This is a genomic window from Micromonospora fluostatini (genome assembly GCF_050410825.1).
In the GTDB taxonomy this organism is placed as follows: domain Bacteria; phylum Actinomycetota; class Actinomycetes; order Mycobacteriales; family Micromonosporaceae; genus Micromonospora; species Micromonospora rosaria.
Genome location: NZ_CP191251.1, coordinates 6,902,726 through 6,920,514 on the forward strand (window position 1 = coordinate 6,902,726; position 17,789 = coordinate 6,920,514).

The following is a 17,789-nucleotide window of genomic DNA, read 5'->3' on the forward strand; positions in this document are numbered from 1 at the left end:
GACTGCCCTCCCGGTGACGGCGTCATTACCAACAGTGCTCTCGTTCGGGGGGGCCGGACACCCCCGATCGGGTGGTTGTCGCAGGTCAGGGGCTTGATCGGGTCATTCGAGGGTGCGTACCACCCGGGCGGGGTTGCCGACGGCGACCACGTTCGGCGGGAGGTCGCGGGTCACCACCGCCCCGGCGCCGACCACGGTGTTCTCGCCGATGGTCACCCCGGCGAGGACGATCGCCCCGCCGCCGAGCCACACGTTGTCGCCGATGGTGATCGGGGCCGACCCCTCCCACTTGGCGCGGCGCGGCTCGGGCTCCACCGGGTGGGTGGGGGTGAGCAGTTGGACGTTCGGTCCGATCTGGACGTCGGCGCCGATGGTGATCGGGGCGACGTCGAGCAGGACCGCGTTGAAGTTGACGAAGGAGCGCGGGCCGAGGTGGATCCGGTAGCCGTAGTCGCAGTAGAGGGGCGGGCGGACCCAGCAGTCCTCGCCGACGGAGCCGAGCAGGTCGCGCAGCGCGGCGAGCCGGGCCGCCGGGTCGTCGGCCGGGCTGGTGTTGAAGCGTTCCATCAGGCGGGCGGCGCGGTCCAGGTCGACGGCGATCTCGGGGTCGTCGGCCTGGTACGCCTCACCGGCGAGCATGCGTTCCTTCATGGAGGTCACCGGCCGATCATCCCCCATCCGGGTCTCCACTTTGTGCTAACTTGGTCACTTTTCTGACTTCCTTCATGCCTACTCGGTATGCAATCCTGGCCGGTGTCGATGCGACTCCTGTCAGTGATGACGCTCCACGAGGAGGATCCGTTGCACCGAAAGAGAAGATCGATCGCAGCCGCTCTCGTGCTCGGGCTGGCGCTCGGCGTCCCGGCGGCGGCCTCGGCCGCGCCCGCCGCGTCGCCGGGACAGCCGGGCGCCGCACCGCCGGCCGGCACCGCCCCCGCGACGCCGGCCCGGCCGGCGACGGTCACCCTGATCACCGGGGACCGGGTCACCCTGCATCCCACCGGCGCCCTCGCCGTCCGTCCCGCCGACGGTCGGGACAAGCTCCGGTTCCTGATCCAACGGGAGGCCGGCCGGGTCTCCGTGCTGCCCCAGGACGCGCTGCCGCTGATCCGCACCGGCAAGGTCGACCGGCGGCTGTTCGACATCACCACGCTTGTCGACGCCGGGTACGACGACGCCCGCCGCGACGACCTTCCCCTACTGCTCGAGTACCGGTCGGACAAGGCCGCCCGGCGCTCGGTGGCCGCGCTCGGCGGGGTCCGGGTCACCCGCGACCTGCCGGTGATCGGCGGCGCGGCGGTCCGGGCCGCCAAGGACGAGGCCGGCGCGGTCTGGGCCACCGTCACGGCCGGCCCGGTCGGAGCCCGTAGCGACACGGCGGAGGGTGTCGACCGGATCTGGCTGGACGGCAGGCGACGACTCACCCTCGACCACAGCGTGGCGCAGATCGGCGCGCCCGCCGCCCACCAGGCCGGCTGGACCGGCCGGGGGGTCAGCGTCGCGGTGCTGGACACCGGCGTCGACGCCACCCACCCGGACCTCGTCGGCCGGGTCGCCGAGAGCCGGAACTTCAGCGAGGTGCCCGAGCCGGGCGACACGATCGGCCACGGCACCCACGTCGCTTCGACCATCGCCGGCACCGGCGCGGCCTCCGGCGGAAAGTACCGGGGCGTCGCGCCGGAGGCCACCCTGCTCTCCGGCAAGGTGTGCGAGAGCAACGGGTGCAGCGAGTCGGCGATCCTGGCCGGCATGCAGTGGGCCGCCGAGGAGAAGCGGGCCACCGTGGTCAACGTGAGCCTCGGCGGCTGGGACACCCCGGAGGTCGACCCGCTGGAGGAGGCGGTCGAGACGCTGACCGCCAGCACGGGCACGCTCTTCGTGATCTCCGCCGGCAACGACGGCAGCGACGGCTCGGTCGGTTCGCCCGGCTCCGCCGACGCGGCGCTCACCGTCGGCGCGGTGGACCGCGACGACGAGCTGGCCGACTTCTCCAGCCGGGGCCCGCGCGTCGGGGACGACGCGCTCAAGCCGGACATCACCGCGCCGGGCGTGGAGATCGTCGCCGCCCGGGGGGCGGGCACCACGCTCGGCACCCCGGTCGGGGACGGCTACGTGACCGCCTCCGGCACCTCGATGTCCGCGCCGCACGTCGCCGGTGCGGTGGCGCTGCTGGCCCAGCAGCACCCCGACTGGCGGGCCGCCCAGCTCAAGGCCACCCTGACCGCCAGCGCGCGACCGCACCCGGAGCTGACCGCGTACCAGCAGGGTGCCGGCCGGGTCGACGTGGCGCGGGCGATCGGCCAGTCGGTCACCAGCGACCCGGCCAGCGTCTCGTTCGGCCGCACCGAGTGGCCGCACGGCGACGACGAGCCGATCACCCGGACCGTGACCTGGCGCAACGCCGGCACCACCCCGCTCACCCTCGACCTCGCCACCGAGATCACCGGCCCGGACGGGGCCGCTCCGCCGGCCGGCATGTTCACCCTCAGCGCGTCGCGGGTCACCGTGCCCGCCGGGGGCAGCGCCGAGGTGACGGTGACGGCGGACACCAGCGTCCCGGTCGCCGACGGCCACTGGACCGGTCGGATCGTCGCCAGCTCCGGCGACGTCCGGGCGGTGACCCCGCTGGCCGTGCACCGGGAGGTGGAGAGCTACCCGGTGACCGTCCGGCACCTCGACACCACCGGCGCGCCCGCCACCGAAGCCTGGACGACGCTGGTCGGGCTGGACACCTTCGTGATCCGGGACCTCGTCGCCCCGGACGGTACCGCCTCGCTCCGGCTGCCGAAGGGCCGGTACGGCCTGGTCAGCTACGTCTTCGAGTACAGCGACGAGGTGCCGGGGGCCGTGTCGGCCCTGGCCCAGCCGGAGCTGGTCGTCGACGGGCCGACCGAGCTGACGGTCGACGCCCGCGTGGCCCGGCCGGTACGCCTGTCGGTGCCGGAACCCTCCGCCGAACCGGGCATGGTCGACCTCGGCGCGAACTTCCTCAGCGAGGACGTCGGCTACGGCTTCAGCCTGGGCAGTTCCGACTTCACCGGGCTGCGCAGCGGCCACCTCGGTCGCCGGGTTCCCGCCGAGCAGTTCGTCGGTACCGTCGGCGCCCAGTGGCTCAAGCCCGACGTGCCCGTCAGCCCGTACCTGTACGCGGTCAGCGAGGCCGTGCCCGGCCGGTACCCGACCGGGTTCGTCAAGGACTACCGCCAGCGGGACCTGGCGAAGGTGGTGCACACCTTCCGGGGCGGTGATCCAGCACTGGAGACGGAACGGGTGGTCTTCGGCGAGTCGACGAAGTACCCGACCGGGGCCTCGGGGCTCGGGGTGCCGGTGACCGTACCGGGGCAGCGGGTCGAGTACCACAACACCAACGGGCAGCAGTGGTTCTCCCTGCTCCTGGCCGGCCGGACGGACGACGACGGGAGGTTCGACTACCTGTCGATACAGGAGTCGACGCCGACCGTCTACCGCCCCGCCCGGACCTACCGGGACACCTGGAACGCGGCGCCGTACGGCCCGTCCCTGCCGGCGCCGCGCTGGCCGGGGCAGGGCGTCACCCGTACCGGCGACGAGCTCACCGTCGACCTGCCGGTGCACAGCGACCAGGCCGGACACGCCGGCTACTCGCTGGTCGACACCGCCCGGACCGCGCTGTACCGGGACGGCACGCTGGTCGCCGAGTACCCCGATGCGGGGTACGGGCAGTTCACCGTGCCGGCCGGCGCGGCGGCGTACCGGCTGGAGGTGTCGGCGGAACGGTCCTTCACCGACCTGAGCACCCGGGTCGACAGCACCTGGACGTTTCGGTCCGGGCACGTACCGGGCACGGAGCCGGCCGCGCTGCCCGTCTCGGCGGTGCGGTTCCGGCCGCCGCTGCGGGTGGACAACAGCGCCCCGGCGGGCCTGCCGTTCGCCATCCCGGTCGAGGTCCAGCGGCAGCCCGGCGCCCCGGCGGCGACGGTCACCGCGCTGACCGTCCAACTGTCGTACGACGGTGGGAAGACGTGGCGTACGACGCCGGTGCAGCGGGTCGGCACGCGGTGGGTGGCCGCCGCGTGGCACCCGGCCGGCCCGGGGCACGTCTCGCTGCGGGCCACCGCCCGGGACAGCGCCGGCAACACGGTGACCCAGCAGATCATCCAGGCGTACCGCCTGCGGTGAGCTGACCGGTGACGGCGTTCCGGGCCCGGCGGGCACCCGCCGGGCCCGGAACCACGGCCGGCCGCCGCCACCGGGCGGGTGGCGGCGGCCGGTCCGGCCGTCAGTGCGCGGGTGGCGGCCGGTGCGGCCGTCGAGACGGGTCAGTCGTTGGCGTGCAGGGCGGCGTTCAGCTCGATGCCCCGGCCGGTGCGCGGCTTCGCCTCCAGCGCGCCGGTCACCGAGTTGCGCCAGAACAGCAGCCCGTCGACCCCGGAGAGGTCCTTGGCCTTGACCACCTGACCGTCCGGGAGGGTGATCTTGGAGGGGGCGGTGACGTAGCAGCCGGCCTCGACCACGCAGTCGTCGCCGAGGGAGATGCCCACCCCGGCGTTCGCCCCGATCAGGCTCCGCTCGCCGATCCGGACCCGGTCGGTGCCGCCGCCGGAGAGGGTGCCCATGATCGAGGCCCCGCCCCCGATGTCGGAGCCGTCCCCGACCACCACGCCCTGCGCGATCCGGCCCTCGACCATCGAGTTGCCCAGGGTGCCGCCGTTGAAGTTGACGAAGCCCTCGTGCATCACGGTGGTGCCGGCGGCGAGGTGGGCGCCGAGCCGGACCCGGTCCGCGTCGGCGATCCGCACCCCGGCGGGGACCACGTAGTCGGTCATCCGGGGGAACTTGTCGACCCCGTACACGGCCAGGTGGCGGCCGGCGGCCCGCTCGATCACCCGCAGCTCGTCCACCCGCTCCGGCGGGCACGGCCCGGCCGAGGTCCAGGCCACGTTCGCCAGCTTGCCGAAGATGCCGTCGAGGTTCAGCTCGTTGGGGCGCACCAGGCGGTGGGAGAGCAGGTGCAACCGGAGGTACGCGTCGGAGGCGTCCTTGATCGGGTCGTCCAGCGAGCCGATCACGGTCACCACCTCGACGGTACGCAGGCCGGGCAGGGCCCGGTCGCCGATCGCACCCGGCGGCAGGTCGAGCACGTCGGCCTGCTCCTCGCCGGGGACCAGGGGCAGCTCGCCGAGTCCCAGCTTGCCCGTGGGGTACCAGGTGTCGAGCACCTGACCCTGCGCGGTGATGGTGGCCAGGCCGATGCCCCAGGCGGGTTCTGCGGACGTCACTGCTTCACCTTTCTCGTCGCGGTGGCGCGGGGTCTCCTCGCGGCCGGCACCGGGCTCGGCCCGCTGGCTCCTCACCCGCACCGGCCTTGAAGGTACCGTGCGAACCATGGAGAACCCGCTTACCCCCGAGGTCCTCGCCGATCCGGTGGCGCTGACCCGTGCTCTGGTGGACATCGAGTCCGTTTCCCGCAACGAGAAGGCGATCGCCGACTGCGTGGAGGAGGTCCTGCGGAAGGTGCCGCACCTGAGCACCCACCGGCACGGCAACACGGTGATGGCCCGTACGGAGCTGGGTCGGGGCCAGCGGGTCGTGCTCGCCGGGCACCTGGACACGGTGCCGTTGAACAACAACTTCCCGTCCACCATGCGCGGCGACCTGATGTACGGCTGCGGCACCTCCGACATGAAGTCCGGCGTGGCGTACGCGCTGCACCTGGCGGTCACCCTGCCCGACCCCCGGTACGACGTGACGTACTTCTTCTACGAGGCGGAGGAGATCGAGTCGAAGTACAACGGGCTGTTCCTGGTCGCCGAGGCGTACCCGCAGTGGCTGACGGCCGACTTCGCGTTGCTGCTGGAGCCGACGTACGGGATCGTGGAGGCCGGCTGCCAGGGGACCATGCGGGCGGTGGTCGCCACCACCGGCGTACGGGCCCACTCGGCGCGTTCCTGGCACGGGGTGAACGCCATCCACGGCGCCGGTGAGCTGCTCCGCCGGCTGGAGACGTACCAGGCCCGGCGGGTCGTCATCGACGGCTGCGAGTACCGCGAGGGGATGAACGCGGTGCGGATCGCCGGTGGGGTGGCCGGCAACGTCGTCCCGGACCTCTGCGAGATCGAGGTGAACTACCGGTTCGCGCCGGACCGTACCCCGGCCGACGCCGAGGCGCACCTGCGTGAGGTCTTCGCCGGGTACGAGCTGCGGGTGACCGACTCGGCGGCCGGTGCCGCGCCGGGACTGGACGCCGCCCCGGCCAAGGAGTTCCTGGCCGCCGTCGGTGCGGCGCCGATCGGCAAGCTGGGCTGGACGGACGTGGCCCGCTTCGCGGCGATGGGCGTACCGGCGCTGAACTTCGGCCCCGGCGACCCGAACCTGGCCCACCACCCGGACGAGCACGTCGAGATCAGCAAGATCCGGGACGGGGCCGCCACCCTGCACCGCTGGCTGGCCCCCGCCTGACCGGCCGACCGGCCGCCCGCTGCTGGCGGGCGGCCGGTCGCGGGGCGCGGGCGGGCGCCGCCGTCGTCGGTCAGGGCGTGCGGGCCAGGGTGGCCGGCCCGGTGGGGCTGTCGGTCGGGTCGCCGGTGTGGTCGGTGCTGGCCTCCACGAGGCGGGTGCGGCGGCGCTCGGCCACCACGTCCCGGATCCGTCGCTGCATCTGCCGCCTGATCCGGATCATCTCGCTGTTGCTGATCACGCTCTGCTCCTCCCCCGAAGCGTGCGCCGGGGCATACCCGGTATGTGAATAGTAAGACGTACGGGCGACCGAATTAGTTGCCCAAGATCACGATTTCTTTGCTGGTCGGCCGGGCGACACACCCGAAAGGTGCTGCTCCATTACGGTTGCTCCCATGAGTCACGACGACGGGCGCGCCACCGGCCGGGCTCCGGGGCGGGAACGGCACCGGGGAGCCGTCACCCTGCGGCGCGGCGCCATTCCGAACAGCACCGCCGACCAGCGACTGCTGGACTCGCGCGGGCGCGGCGACTGGAAGACCCGGGACGCCTGGCGGGCGCTGCGCATCCTCTCCGAGTTCGTCGAGGGCTTCGACACCCTCGCCGACCTGCCGCCCGCGGTCAGCGTCTTCGGCTCCGCCCGCAGCAAACCGGACAGCCCCGAGTGCCAACTCGCCGAGTCGGTCGGCGCCGCCCTGGCCCGCGCCGGGTACGCGGTCATCACCGGGGGCGGGCCGGGCGTGATGGAGGCGGCCAACCGGGGGGCCAGCGAGGCGGGCGGGCTCTCCGTCGGCCTCGGCATCGAACTCCCCTTCGAGCAGGGCATCAACGACTGGGTCGACCTGGCCATCGACTTCCGCTACTTCTTCGCCCGCAAGACCATGTTCGTCAAGTACGCCCAGGCGTTCGTGGTGCTGCCCGGCGGCTTCGGCACCATGGACGAGCTGTTCGAGGCGCTCACCCTGGTGCAGACCGGGAAGGTCACCCGCTTCCCGGTGGTCCTGATGGGCACCGGGTACTGGCGTGGGCTGCTCGACTGGCTGCGCGACACCATGGCGGCCGACGGCAAGATCGGGCCGGTGGACCTGGAGCTGATCTGCCTCACCGACGACGTCGACGCCGCGGTACGGCACATCGTGGCCGCCGAGGCCGCCCTCTCCGCCGAGCAGGAGGCCGTCCGCGGGGAGAGCGTCGCCCGTACCGCCGCGGACCAGCGGGCCGCCGCCGACGAGTCGCGGGAGGGGTGAGGGTGGCGGCGATCTGCGTCTTCTGCGCCTCCTCCCGTACCCTCGACCAACGCTGGCTGGACCTCGCGGCCGAGACCGGCGCGGAGCTCGCCCGCCGGGGACACACCCTGGTCAGCGGCGGTGGCTGCGTCGGGATGATGGGGGCCCTCGTCGACGGCGCCCGCGCGGCCGGCGGCACCACGGTCGGGGTGATCCCGCAGTCCCTGGTCGACCTGGAGGTCGCCGACCTGGCCTCGGACGAGCTGCTGGTCACCGACTCGATGGCGAGCCGCAAGACCCTCATGATCGAGCGGTCGGACGCCTTCCTGACCCTGCCCGGCGGGCTCGGCACCCTGGACGAGCTGTTCGAGGTCTGGACCACCGCCACGCTGGCCATGCACACCAAGCCGATGGTGCTGGTGGACACCGACGGCTTCTACCGTCCGCTGTTGGACTGGCTGGCCGCCTGCACCGACCAGAACTTTCTCAAACCGGCCGGCCTGGACCTCCTCACCGTCGCCCCCACCCCCGCCGCCGCCCTCGACCTCCTGACCCCCCACCTGGTGTAAGGAAGGGCCCCTTGTTAACGCTTCCGGTAGAGGAAGGGCCCCTTCCTAACACCCCCTGACCGAGGACGGGGCGAGGGGAAGTGGGCGGGCGTGGGGCGGGGTGTCGGTGGGGGATGGTGGGATGGCGGGATGCAGGCGTATCGGCTGGTGCGGCGGGGGCGGGCGGTGGCCGCCGGGCCGGGGGCTGCGGTGGCCGGGCCGGGGACTGCGGTGGCCGGCTCCGACGGCTCCGCCGGTGGCCGGGGGGTTTCCGCCGGGACGGCGGTCGAGGCCGTCGGGGAGCCGGTGCGGCGGGACGATCCGGTCCAGGCGGAGGTGGTCGGGCACACCGACGGGCCGATGCTGGTGCTCGGCGGGCCGGGCACGGGCAAGACCAGCACCCTGATCGAGGCGGTCGCCGCCCGGGTCGCCGAGGGGGTGGACCCGGAACGGATCCTGGTGCTCACCTTCAGCCGGCGGGGCGCCACCGACCTGCGTCGGCGGATCGAGGCGCGGGTGGCCCGCGACGGGCACCGGGTGCTCCGGGAGCCGCTGGTGCGGACCTTCCCCGCGTACGCGTTCGGGCTGTTGCGGCGGGCCGCGGCCGAACGGGGTGAGCCGTCGCCCCGGCTGCTCACCGGGCCCGAACAGGATCTGATCATCCGGGAACTGCTGGACGTGGTGGGCGTGGAGTCGGGCCCGGTCGGGAGCGGCCCGGTCGGGAGCGGCCCGGCCGGCGGGCCGGTCGCCGCTGCCCGAACGGGCACACCGGGCGGGGCGGGCACACCGGGCGGAGTCAACGGAGCGGGCGGGGGCGACGGAGCGGGCGGGTCGGGTCACGTCGACGGCGGGGTGCCCGACGAGGACCCGGTCGGGTGGCCGGAGGACCTGCGGCCGGCGCTGCGGACCCGGGCCTTCGCGGCCCAGTTGCGTGACCTGCTGATGCGGGCGGCGGAGCGGGGGGTCGGCCCCGCCGAACTGGCCCGGCTCGGCGACCGGCTGGGCCGTGCCGACTGGCCGGCCGCCGCGCGCTTCCTGCGCGAGTACGTCTCGGTGCTCGCCCTGCGCGACGTCAGCAACCGGGGCTCGGTCGCGTACGACCCGGCCGAGCTGGTGCGGGCCGCCCGGGGGCTGCTGCTCGACGACCCCGAGGTGCTGGCCGCCGAGCGTCGCCGCCTGGCGTACGTGTACGTCGACGAGCTGGCCGACACCGACCCGGCCCAGGTGGACCTGCTGGAGGTGATCGCCGGGGGCGGCAAGCCGCTGGTCGTGTTCGGTGACCCGGACTCGTCCACGTACGCCTTCCGGGGGGCGGACCCGCAGGTGGTGACGGCCTTTCCGCACCGGTTCCGGACCGCCTCCGGAGCACCGGCGGCCCGGGTCCTGCTCACCACCTCGTACCGGTCGGGGGCCCGGGTGCTGGCCGCCGCCGCCCGGCTGGCCCGGCGGTTGCGCGGCCCGGCGGCGCACCGGCGGCTGACCCCGGTACCGGATGCCGCACCCGGCACCGTGGCGGTGCACACCTTCCGCTCCGCGACCAGCGAGGCCGCCTGGCTGGCCCACGCCCTGCGCACGGCGCACCTGCTCGACGGGGTGCCCTGGTCGGAGATGGCGGTGCTGGTGCGCTCCACCGCGCGGCAGTTGCCGTCGCTGCAACGGGCGCTGCACGCGGCCGGGGTGCCGGCGGTGGTGCACGGCGAGGATCTGCCCCTGCACCTGCAACCGGCCGTCGCGCCGCTGCTGCTCCTGCTGCGCTGCGCGTTGGAGCCGGCGCGGCTGGACGAGGAGGCGGCGGTGGCGCTGCTGCACTCACCCCTCGGTGGCGCGGACCCGCTGGCGGAACGGCGGCTGCGGCAGGGGTTGCGGGCCCTCGCGCTGGCCCGGGGCGACCGCCGGCCCTCCGGGGAGCTGATCGTCGACGTGCTGCGCGACCCGGAGGAACTGGTCGAGATCGACCGGCGCTGGGCCGAGCCCGCGCAGGCGGTGGCCGGCCTGTTGGCCGTCGCCCGGGAGGCCGCCGAGCGGCCCGGCGCCACCGCCGAGGACGTGCTCTGGGCCGTCTGGGACGCCAGTGGCCTGGCCGACCGGTGGGCCGGCGCGATCGTGCGCGGCTGGGCGGCGACCGGTGAGCACGAGACCGCGCAGCGCTGGCGGGCCGAGGCGGCCGACCGGGACCTGGACGCCGTCCTGGTCCTCTTCGACGCGGCGGCCCGGTTCGTCGACCGGCTGCCCGGCGCGCGGGCCGAGGTCTTCCTCGACCACGTCCTGAATCAGGACCTGCCGGCGGACACCCTGGCCGCCAGCGCCGACCGGGGCGACGCGGTCCGGCTGCTCACCGCGCACGCCGCGAAGGGCCTGGAGTGGGACCTGGTCGCCGTCGCCGGGGTGCAGGAGGGGGTCTGGCCCGACCTGCGCCTGCGGGGCAGCCTGCTCGGCTCGGAACGCCTGGTCGACGTGCTCGCCGGCCGGGCCGACGGCGCCGGCCGGCTGGCCGGCCTGGTCGGCCTGGTCGGCCAGACCTCGGCCCTGTTGGACGAGGAGCGCCGGCTCTTCCACGTCGCGGTCACCCGGGCCCGCCGCCGGTTGCTGGTCAGCGCGGTCGCCTCCGCGTCGGTCGGCGGCGACGACCACGAGGAGCAGCCCAGCCGCTTCCTCTACGAACTCGGCCCCACCGAGCCACCGGACGGCATCACGGAACCGCCCACCGGCCGCACCGGTCCGCCCGAGCCGCCCCCCGGTCCGCCTGGCGGCTCCAGGGAGGGGGCTGGCCAGCAGACGGAGCCCGTCGGCTCCACCGAGGGGACTGGCCGGCGGACCGGGCCGGTCGACGAGTCAGCCGGGGCGGCGGGCGGTGCGGAGCGGGCGCAGGCGTTGCCGGTGGGTCGGCCGCCCCGGGCGCTGACCCTCTCCGCGCTGGTCGCCGAGCTGCGTACCGCGGTCACCGGGGTGGACGTCCCGCCGGCCCGGCGGCGCGCGGCGGCGGCCGAACTGGCCCGGCTCGCCGCCGCCGGGGTGCCCGGCGCACACCCGGACGACTGGTGGGGGCTGCGCGGGCTCTCCGACGACCGGCCGCTGGTCGACGACGGCGATCCGGTCCGGGTGACCCCGTCGGGGATGGAGAGCGCCCTGCGGTGCAGCCTGCGCTGGCTGCTGGAACGGCACGGCGGCAGCGCTTCGGCCAGCGCCGCCCAGGGGGTGGGCAACCTGGTGCACGCCGCCGCGATGCTCGCCGAGAACGCCAGCGTCGACCGGTCGGCCCTGCTGGAGTACGTCACCGCCCGGTTCGACGCGATCGAGCTGGCCGCCCGGTGGATGGCCGGGCCGGAGCAGGCCCGGGCCGAGGCCATGGTGGACAAGCTGCTGCGCTGGCTGGCCGGGAACCCGCGCCGGCTGCTCGCCATCGAGCACGAGTTCGCGGTCCGTCTGGACGACCCGCACCGGCCGGTGGAGCTGACCGGCCGGGTGGACCGGCTGGAGGTCGACGCCGACGGGCGGCTGGTCGTGGTCGACCTGAAGACCGGCCGTACCACCACCGTGTCGGCCAGCGACGTCGCCGGGCACCCGCAGCTCGGGGCGTACCAGGCGGCGGTTGAGGCGGGGGCGTTCGCCGAGTTCGGCGAGACCTCCGGTGGGGCGGCGCTGGTGCAGCTCGGCACCGGCGGCAAGGACGCCCGGGAGCAGAGCCAGCCGCCGGCCGGGGACGGCCCGGCGGCCGGTTGGGCGACCGCGCTGGTCCGGCGTACCGCCGATACGATGGCCGCGGCGACCTTCGCCGCGGTCGCCAACTCGAAGTGCCGGGTCTGCCCGGTGCGGACCAGTTGCCCGGTGTCGGGCCAGGGTCGCCAGGTGGTCGAGCCGCCGGCCCCGCGCCGCCCGGACGGGGCGCCATGACCACCGGGGGCCAGCCGTGACCACCGGGGACACCGTGACGACCAGCGGGGCCGTACCGCTCCGTGGGTGGTCGCCGGCCGGCCCGGCGCCGACCCACCGGGCCCGACCTGAGGAGTGAGCGTGCCAGCCGCGCAGCCGCGACCGGAGCGAGCGTCGTGACGCAGCCCGCCCTGTTCCGCGCCGCGCCCCCGGTGCCCCGGGCGGCCGACGCCGGGCCCCGGTACACCCCGGTCGAGCTGGCGAAGCTGCTCCGGCTGCCCGCCCCGACCCGGGAACAGGCGGCGATCATCGCCGCGCCGGTGGAGCCGCTGCTGGTGGTGGCGGGCGCCGGGTCGGGCAAGACCGAGACGATGGCCGCCCGGGTGGTCTGGCTGGTGGCGAACTCGTACGTCCGGCCGGAGCACGTCCTCGGGCTCACCTTCACCCGCAAGGCCGCCGGTGAGCTGGCGCACCGGGTGCGTACCCGGCTGGACCAGTTGGTCCGCCGGTTGGGCCGGCAGGCGCGCGACCCGGTGGACGACCCGCTGGCCGGTGAGCCGACGGTCGCCACGTACCACTCGTACGCGGCACGGATCGTCACCGAGCACGGGCTGCGCGCCGGGTACGAGCCGGCGACCCGGCTGCTCACCGAGGCGTCCCGCTGGCAGTTGGTGGACCTGCTGGTGCGCAACTACGACGGGGACATGTCCGGGGTGGACCGGATGCCGAGCACCATCACCGACGCGGTGCTGGCGCTCGCCGGGGAGCTGGACGAGCACCTGGTCGACCCGGACACTCTGGCCGCCTGGACCGGCCGGTTCTTCGCCGAGGTGCAGTCCCGTCCGGGACGGATCTACGCGGACGTGCGCAAAGCCCTCGCGCTCCAGCAGACCCGGCTGAAGCTGCTCCCGCTGGTGCGCGCGTACGCCCGGCGCAAGGAGGACTTCGAGGCGATGGACTTCGCCGACCAGTTGGCCCGCGCGGCGCGGGTCGCCCGGGACCACCCGGGGGTCGGCGAGATCGAGCGGGACCGGTTCCGGGTGGTGCTGCTCGACGAGTACCAGGACACCAGCCACGCGCAGGTGGTGCTGCTCAACGCCCTCTTCGGCGGCGGGCACCCGGTCACCGCCGTCGGGGACCCGTGCCAGTCGATCTACGGCTGGCGCGGGGCGAGCGCCGGCACGCTGGACCGCTTCCCCGCCGCCTTCGCCCGCGTCGACGGGGCTCCGGCCCGGGTGCTCGGCCTCACCACCAGTTGGCGTAACCGGCCGGAGATCCTGGCGGTGGCGAACGCCCTGGCCACGCCGCTGCGGGCGGCCGGTGCCCGGGTGCCGGAGCTGCGGGCCGCGCTGAGCGTCGCCGAGCCGATCCCGCACCGTACCCCGGGCGGGGCGGCCGGCGGGACGCTGCACTGCGCGCTGCTCGGCACGTACGCCGAGGAGGCCGACTGGATCGCCGACAGCGTGCTGGCCGCCTGGCAGGGGGCCGCCCGGATGCCCGGAGCGCTGCCCGAGCAGATCCCGGTGACCCGACGCCCGACCACCGCCGTGCTGGTCCGGGTCCGCAGCCAGATCCCGGCCGTCGAGTCGGCGCTGCGGGCGCGGGGGCTGCCGGTCGAGGTGGTCGGGCTGGGTGGGCTGCTGGACACGCCCGAGGTCCGGGACGTGGTGTGCACGCTGCGGGTCCTGGCCGACCCGACCGACGGGGCGGCCCTGCTGCGGCTGCTCACCGGCGCCCGCTGGCGGATCGGGCCCCGGGACCTGGTGGCCCTGCACCGGCGGGCCCGGTCGCTCGCCAACGCCCGCCGGGAGCTGTCCGGCCCGACCGACGTGGCCGGGCGGCCGGAGCCGGAGGTCACCGTCGACGTCCTCGACGAGGCGACGCTGGTGGAGGCGCTGGCCGACCTCGGGCCGGCGCAGGCGTACTCGGCGGAGGGGTACGCCCGGCTGCGCGCGTACGCCCAGGAGTTGGCGCTGCTGCGGTACCGGCTGGACCAGACCCTGCCGGAGCTGATCGCGGACATCGAGCGGACCACCGGCCTGGACGTCGAGGTGGCGGTGCGGGCCGGCCGGGACGGCGCGGGCGACGCCGGGCTGGCCCGGGGGCACCTGGACGCGCTCGCCGACGTGGCGGCCCGGTTCAGCGGCGAGACGCCGGGCGCCACCCTCGCCGGGTTCCTGGCCTTCCTCGCCGCCGCCGAGGACTCCGAGCGCGGGCTCACCCCCGGCGAGGTCGAGGTGGTGGAGGGGGCGGTGCAGATCCTCACCGCGCACGCCGCCAAGGGCCTGGAGTGGGACGTGGTGGCGGTGGCCGGGCTGACCCGGGGCGCCTGGCCGGGGTCGGCCCGCAACTCCGACCACTGGCTGGGCGGTCTCGGGGTGCTGCCCTTCCCGCTGCGCGGGGACGCCGACGGGCTCCCGGAGCTGGACCTGACCGAGGTCGCGGACCAGCGTGGGGTGGCCCGTGCCGTGGCGGACTTCACCGATGCCTGGCGGGCGCACGACGAGCGGGAGGAACGCCGGCTGGCGTACGTGGCGGTGACCCGGCCCCGGCGGCTGCTGCTCTGCTCCGGGTACTGGTGGGGGGAGGGGACGAAGCGCCCCCGGGGCGCGTCGGTCTTCCTCCGCGAGGTGCACGACGCCTGCCTGGACGGCGGCCCCGGGTACGTGGTCGACGAGTGGGCGCCGGAACCGGCCGGTGACGCGGTGAACCCGACCACCGAGGTGGTGCTCCGCGCCGAGTGGCCGGCCGACCCGCTCGGTGCCCGTCGCCCCGCGCTCGCCGAGGCCGCCGCCCTGGTCCGCCGCTTCCTCGCCGCCGACGCCCCCCGCCAGGACGCCCCGCCGGAGCAGACTTCGCCTGGGCGCGCCCCGCGTGAGCACGCTTCGCCGGAGCACGTTCCGTCTGCGGGCGGGCCGGTCGGGGGCGGGGACCCGGAGGTGGCGCGGTGGCGGCGGGAGGCGGACCTCCTGCTGGCCGAGCGGGCCGAGTTGCTGCGCCGGGCGGACGCGGTGGAGGTGCTGCTGCCCGCGCAGCTCTCGGTGACGCAGCTCGTCGCCCTGCGCCGGGACCCGGCGGAGCTGGCCCGTACGCTGCGCCGGCCGATGCCCTCCCCGCCCAGCCCGTACGCCCGGCGGGGGACGGCCTTCCACACCTGGCTGGAGCAGCGGTTCGGGGCGGACCGGCTGCTCGACCTGGACGAGCTGCCCGGTGCCGCCGACGCCGACGCCGCGCCCGACGAGGCCCTGGTCGAGTTGCAGGAGCGCTTCCTGGCCAGCGAGTGGGCCGACCGGGTACCGGTGGAGGTGGAGGTGCCGTTCGCCACGGTGATCGCGCAGGTGGTGGTCCGGGGGCGGATGGACGCGGTCTTCGCCCGCCCCGGCGGGCGGTACGACGTGGTCGACTGGAAGACCGGGCGGCAGCCGGCCGGCGAGGAGGCACGGGCCGCCGCCGTCCAGCTCGCGGTCTACCGGTTGGCCTGGGCGGAGCTGGCCGGGGTGCCGGTGGACCGGGTGGGCGCCGCCTTCCACTACGTCCGGGAGGGGGTGACCGTCCGCCCGGCGGACCTGCTCGACACCGACGGGCTGACCGAGCTGATCACCGGCCTGCCGGAGGCGCCGGGCACCGGCCCGCCGGCAGCGCCGGGCACTGGTCGGGCGGAAACATCGGCGAACGGGCGCGCCGCCGGCTGATGTCGTGGTATCTTGGCTGCGTTGCAGTTTTGGTTTCCAGAGACTCTGTGTGCGCCTGGCGGATTGTGGCCCCAGGCGCACTTTGTTGTGTCCGGAGTTCTCCGGGCGGGGCGACCAGCAGCGACATCGCGACCCGTGCGACCGTGCGCGGGCGCTCCCCTCGACCCGCAACAGGTGCGGGCGAGACGTTCCGTCAAGGAGACGAAACAGATGGCAATTGGCACCGTCAAGTGGTTCAACGCTGACAAGGGCTTCGGCTTCATCACCCCGGACGGCGGCGGCGCCGACGTCTTCGCCCACTTCTCGGCGATCCAGACCTCCGGCTACCGGTCGCTGGACGAGAACCAGCGGGTCGAGTTCGAGGTGACCCAGGGCCAGAAGGGCCCGCAGGCGGAGAACATCCGCCCGCTCTGAGCCGCGGCGACCACCGCGACTTCCACCGCGTCCACCCGGACGCGGTGCTGCGGCCGCCCCGTCCCGTACCGCTCCCGGCGGGCGGGACGGGGCTGGCCGCCCCACCCCGGTTCGTGCTTGTGACCACCGGCGGCCCCGCCGCCGGTGACCGCGCCGTCCAGCGCGCCTCCTCGACACGTGCCGCGTCGAGGAAGGCTTCACCATGATTGTTTCCGCCCCGTCGACGAGACCGTCGGCGAAGATGTCGCCGGCATCCCGGTCGACGATCCCGTCGGCCGTCCCGCCCGCGCCCACCGCGTCGACCCCGGACGGGCCGACGTTCGCCGCGACCGGGCTCGCCCCGGCGCTGCTGGCCGCCCTGACGGCGCAGGGCATCGACCGGCCGTTCCCGATCCAGACGGCCACCCTCCCGGACGCGCTCGCCGGCCGGGACGTGCTCGGCCGGGGCCGGACCGGCTCCGGCAAGACCCTCGCCTTCGGGCTGGCGCTGCTGCACCGGACGGCGGGCCGGCGGGCCCGCGCCGGCCGGCCGCTCGCCCTCGTGCTGGTACCGACCCGGGAACTGGCCCAGCAGGTGACCGCCGCCCTGCACCCGTACGCCCGCGCGGTCGGCCTGCGGACCGCCACGGTCGTCGGCGGGCTCTCCCTGAACCGGCAGGCGGAGACCCTGCGGGCCGGGGCCGAGGTGCTGGTGGCGACCCCGGGCCGGCTGCACGACCTGATCGACCGGGGTGACGCCCGGCTCGACCAGGTCGAGGTGACCGTGCTCGACGAGGCCGACCAGATGGCCGATATGGGCTTCCTGCCCCAGGTGACGAAGCTGCTGGAGCAGGTCGCCCCGGACGGGCAGCGGCTGCTCTTCTCCGCCACCCTCGACGGTGGCGTGGACCGACTGGTCCGCCGGTTCCTCACCGACCCGGTGGCGCACTCGGTGGACCCGGGCACCGCGACGGTGACCGCGATGGCCCACCACGTGCTGCACGTGGAGGCCGCCGACAAGCCGGCCACGCTGGCCCGGATCGCCGCCCGCGACGGGCGCACCATCCTGTTCATCGGGACCAAGCACCGCGCCGACCGGGTGGCCCGGCAGTTGCTCACCAAGGGGGTACGCGCCGCCGCGCTGCACGGTGGGAAGTCGCAGCCGCAGCGGACCCGGATCCTGGAGCAGTTCCGCAACGGTCAGGTGACCGCCCTGGTGGCGACCGACGTGGCGGCCCGGGGCATCCACGTGGACGGGCTGGACCTGGTGGTCAACGTCGACCCGCCGACCGAGGCGAAGGACTACCTGCACCGGGGCGGCCGGACCGCCCGCGCGGGGGAGTCCGGCACCGTGGTCACCCTGGTCCTGCCCGAGCAGCGGCGGGACGTGTCCCGGCTGATGACCGCCGCCGGCATCCGGCCGCACCCGGTCCGGGACGAGACCGGGCTGGCCCGGGTCACCGGCGCCCGGGAGCCCTCCGGCGTACCGGTGACCATCGCCGCCCCGCCGGCTCCGGCGTCGACCGCGTCGGCGGCGGCACCGGGTGACGGGGGTGGCCGGCGGCGGGCCCCGGGCCGGTCCCGCCGTCCGCGCCGTCCACGCGCCTCCTGACCACGCCGTCCGC

10 protein-coding genes and 2 pseudogenes are annotated in these 17,789 nt (G+C 75.3%); 9 read left to right on the forward strand and 3 right to left on the reverse strand.

The window, feature by feature from the left end; translation table 11 throughout:
• Positions 1-102 precede the first annotated feature (102 nt).
• Positions 103-660, reverse strand: coding sequence for a sugar O-acetyltransferase (locus tag ACQUFX_RS30915; RefSeq protein ID WP_428963667.1), 558 nt, complete (start codon positions 658-660; stop codon positions 103-105).
• Between the two features lie 117 nt (positions 661-777).
• Here ACQUFX_RS30915 and ACQUFX_RS30920 point away from each other — a divergent pair, with 117 nt between their 5' ends.
• Complete coding sequence (locus ACQUFX_RS30920) at positions 778-4,158, forward strand: S8 family serine peptidase (protein ID WP_428963668.1); 3,381 nt, start codon at positions 778-780, stop codon at positions 4,156-4,158.
• Positions 4,159-4,298: 140 nt separating this feature from the next.
• On the opposite strand, the gene dapD is transcribed toward ACQUFX_RS30920, so the two are convergent.
• Positions 4,299-5,258 carry a 2,3,4,5-tetrahydropyridine-2,6-dicarboxylate N-succinyltransferase gene (gene dapD / locus ACQUFX_RS30925; protein WP_428963669.1) on the reverse strand — a complete coding sequence of 320 codons (960 nt, stop codon included), beginning with the start codon at positions 5,256-5,258 and terminating at the stop codon, positions 4,299-4,301.
• 106 nt (positions 5,259-5,364) lie between these two features.
• Here dapD and dapE point away from each other — a divergent pair, with 106 nt between their 5' ends.
• Entirely contained in the window at positions 5,365-6,438 is a 1,074-nt protein-coding gene (dapE, locus tag ACQUFX_RS30930) for a succinyl-diaminopimelate desuccinylase (RefSeq protein WP_428963670.1), read from the forward strand.
• A 70-nt stretch (positions 6,439-6,508) separates the two neighbouring features.
• On the opposite strand, the gene ACQUFX_RS30935 is transcribed toward dapE, so the two are convergent.
• Complete coding sequence (locus ACQUFX_RS30935) at positions 6,509-6,676, reverse strand: hypothetical protein (protein ID WP_428963671.1); 168 nt, start codon at positions 6,674-6,676, stop codon at positions 6,509-6,511.
• 154 nt (positions 6,677-6,830) lie between these two features.
• Here ACQUFX_RS30935 and ACQUFX_RS30940 point away from each other — a divergent pair, with 154 nt between their 5' ends.
• The 7 genes and pseudogenes from ACQUFX_RS30940 to ACQUFX_RS30970 all read left to right on the forward strand — a co-directional run bounded on the left by ACQUFX_RS30940 (position 6,831) and on the right by ACQUFX_RS30970 (position 17,776).
• Positions 6,831-7,682: an LOG family protein gene (locus ACQUFX_RS30940; RefSeq protein WP_428963672.1), complete on the forward strand. Its 852-nt coding sequence runs from the start codon at positions 6,831-6,833 to the stop codon at positions 7,680-7,682.
• Between the two features lie 2 nt (positions 7,683-7,684).
• Positions 7,685-8,230 (forward strand): LOG family protein, encoded by a 546-nt coding sequence (locus ACQUFX_RS30945; protein WP_428963673.1) that lies wholly within the window; start codon positions 7,685-7,687, stop codon positions 8,228-8,230.
• A 129-nt stretch (positions 8,231-8,359) separates the two neighbouring features.
• A complete protein-coding gene (locus tag ACQUFX_RS30950) occupies positions 8,360-12,100 on the forward strand; it encodes an ATP-dependent helicase (RefSeq protein ID WP_428963674.1) in 3,741 nt (1,246 codons plus the stop codon).
• A 155-nt stretch (positions 12,101-12,255) separates the two neighbouring features.
• Positions 12,256-14,899: pseudogene (locus ACQUFX_RS30955) on the forward strand (ATP-dependent helicase); the annotation flags it as partial.
• Positions 14,900-15,009: 110 nt separating this feature from the next.
• A pseudogene (locus ACQUFX_RS30960) lies at positions 15,010-15,771 on the forward strand (RecB family exonuclease); the annotation flags it as partial.
• 210 nt (positions 15,772-15,981) lie between these two features.
• A complete protein-coding gene (locus ACQUFX_RS30965) occupies positions 15,982-16,185 on the forward strand; it encodes a cold-shock protein (protein WP_067374184.1) in 204 nt (67 codons plus the stop codon).
• Between the two features lie 241 nt (positions 16,186-16,426).
• Positions 16,427-17,776 (forward strand): DEAD/DEAH box helicase, encoded by a 1,350-nt coding sequence (locus ACQUFX_RS30970; protein WP_428963675.1) that lies wholly within the window; start codon positions 16,427-16,429, stop codon positions 17,774-17,776.
• Positions 17,777-17,789 lie beyond the last annotated feature (13 nt).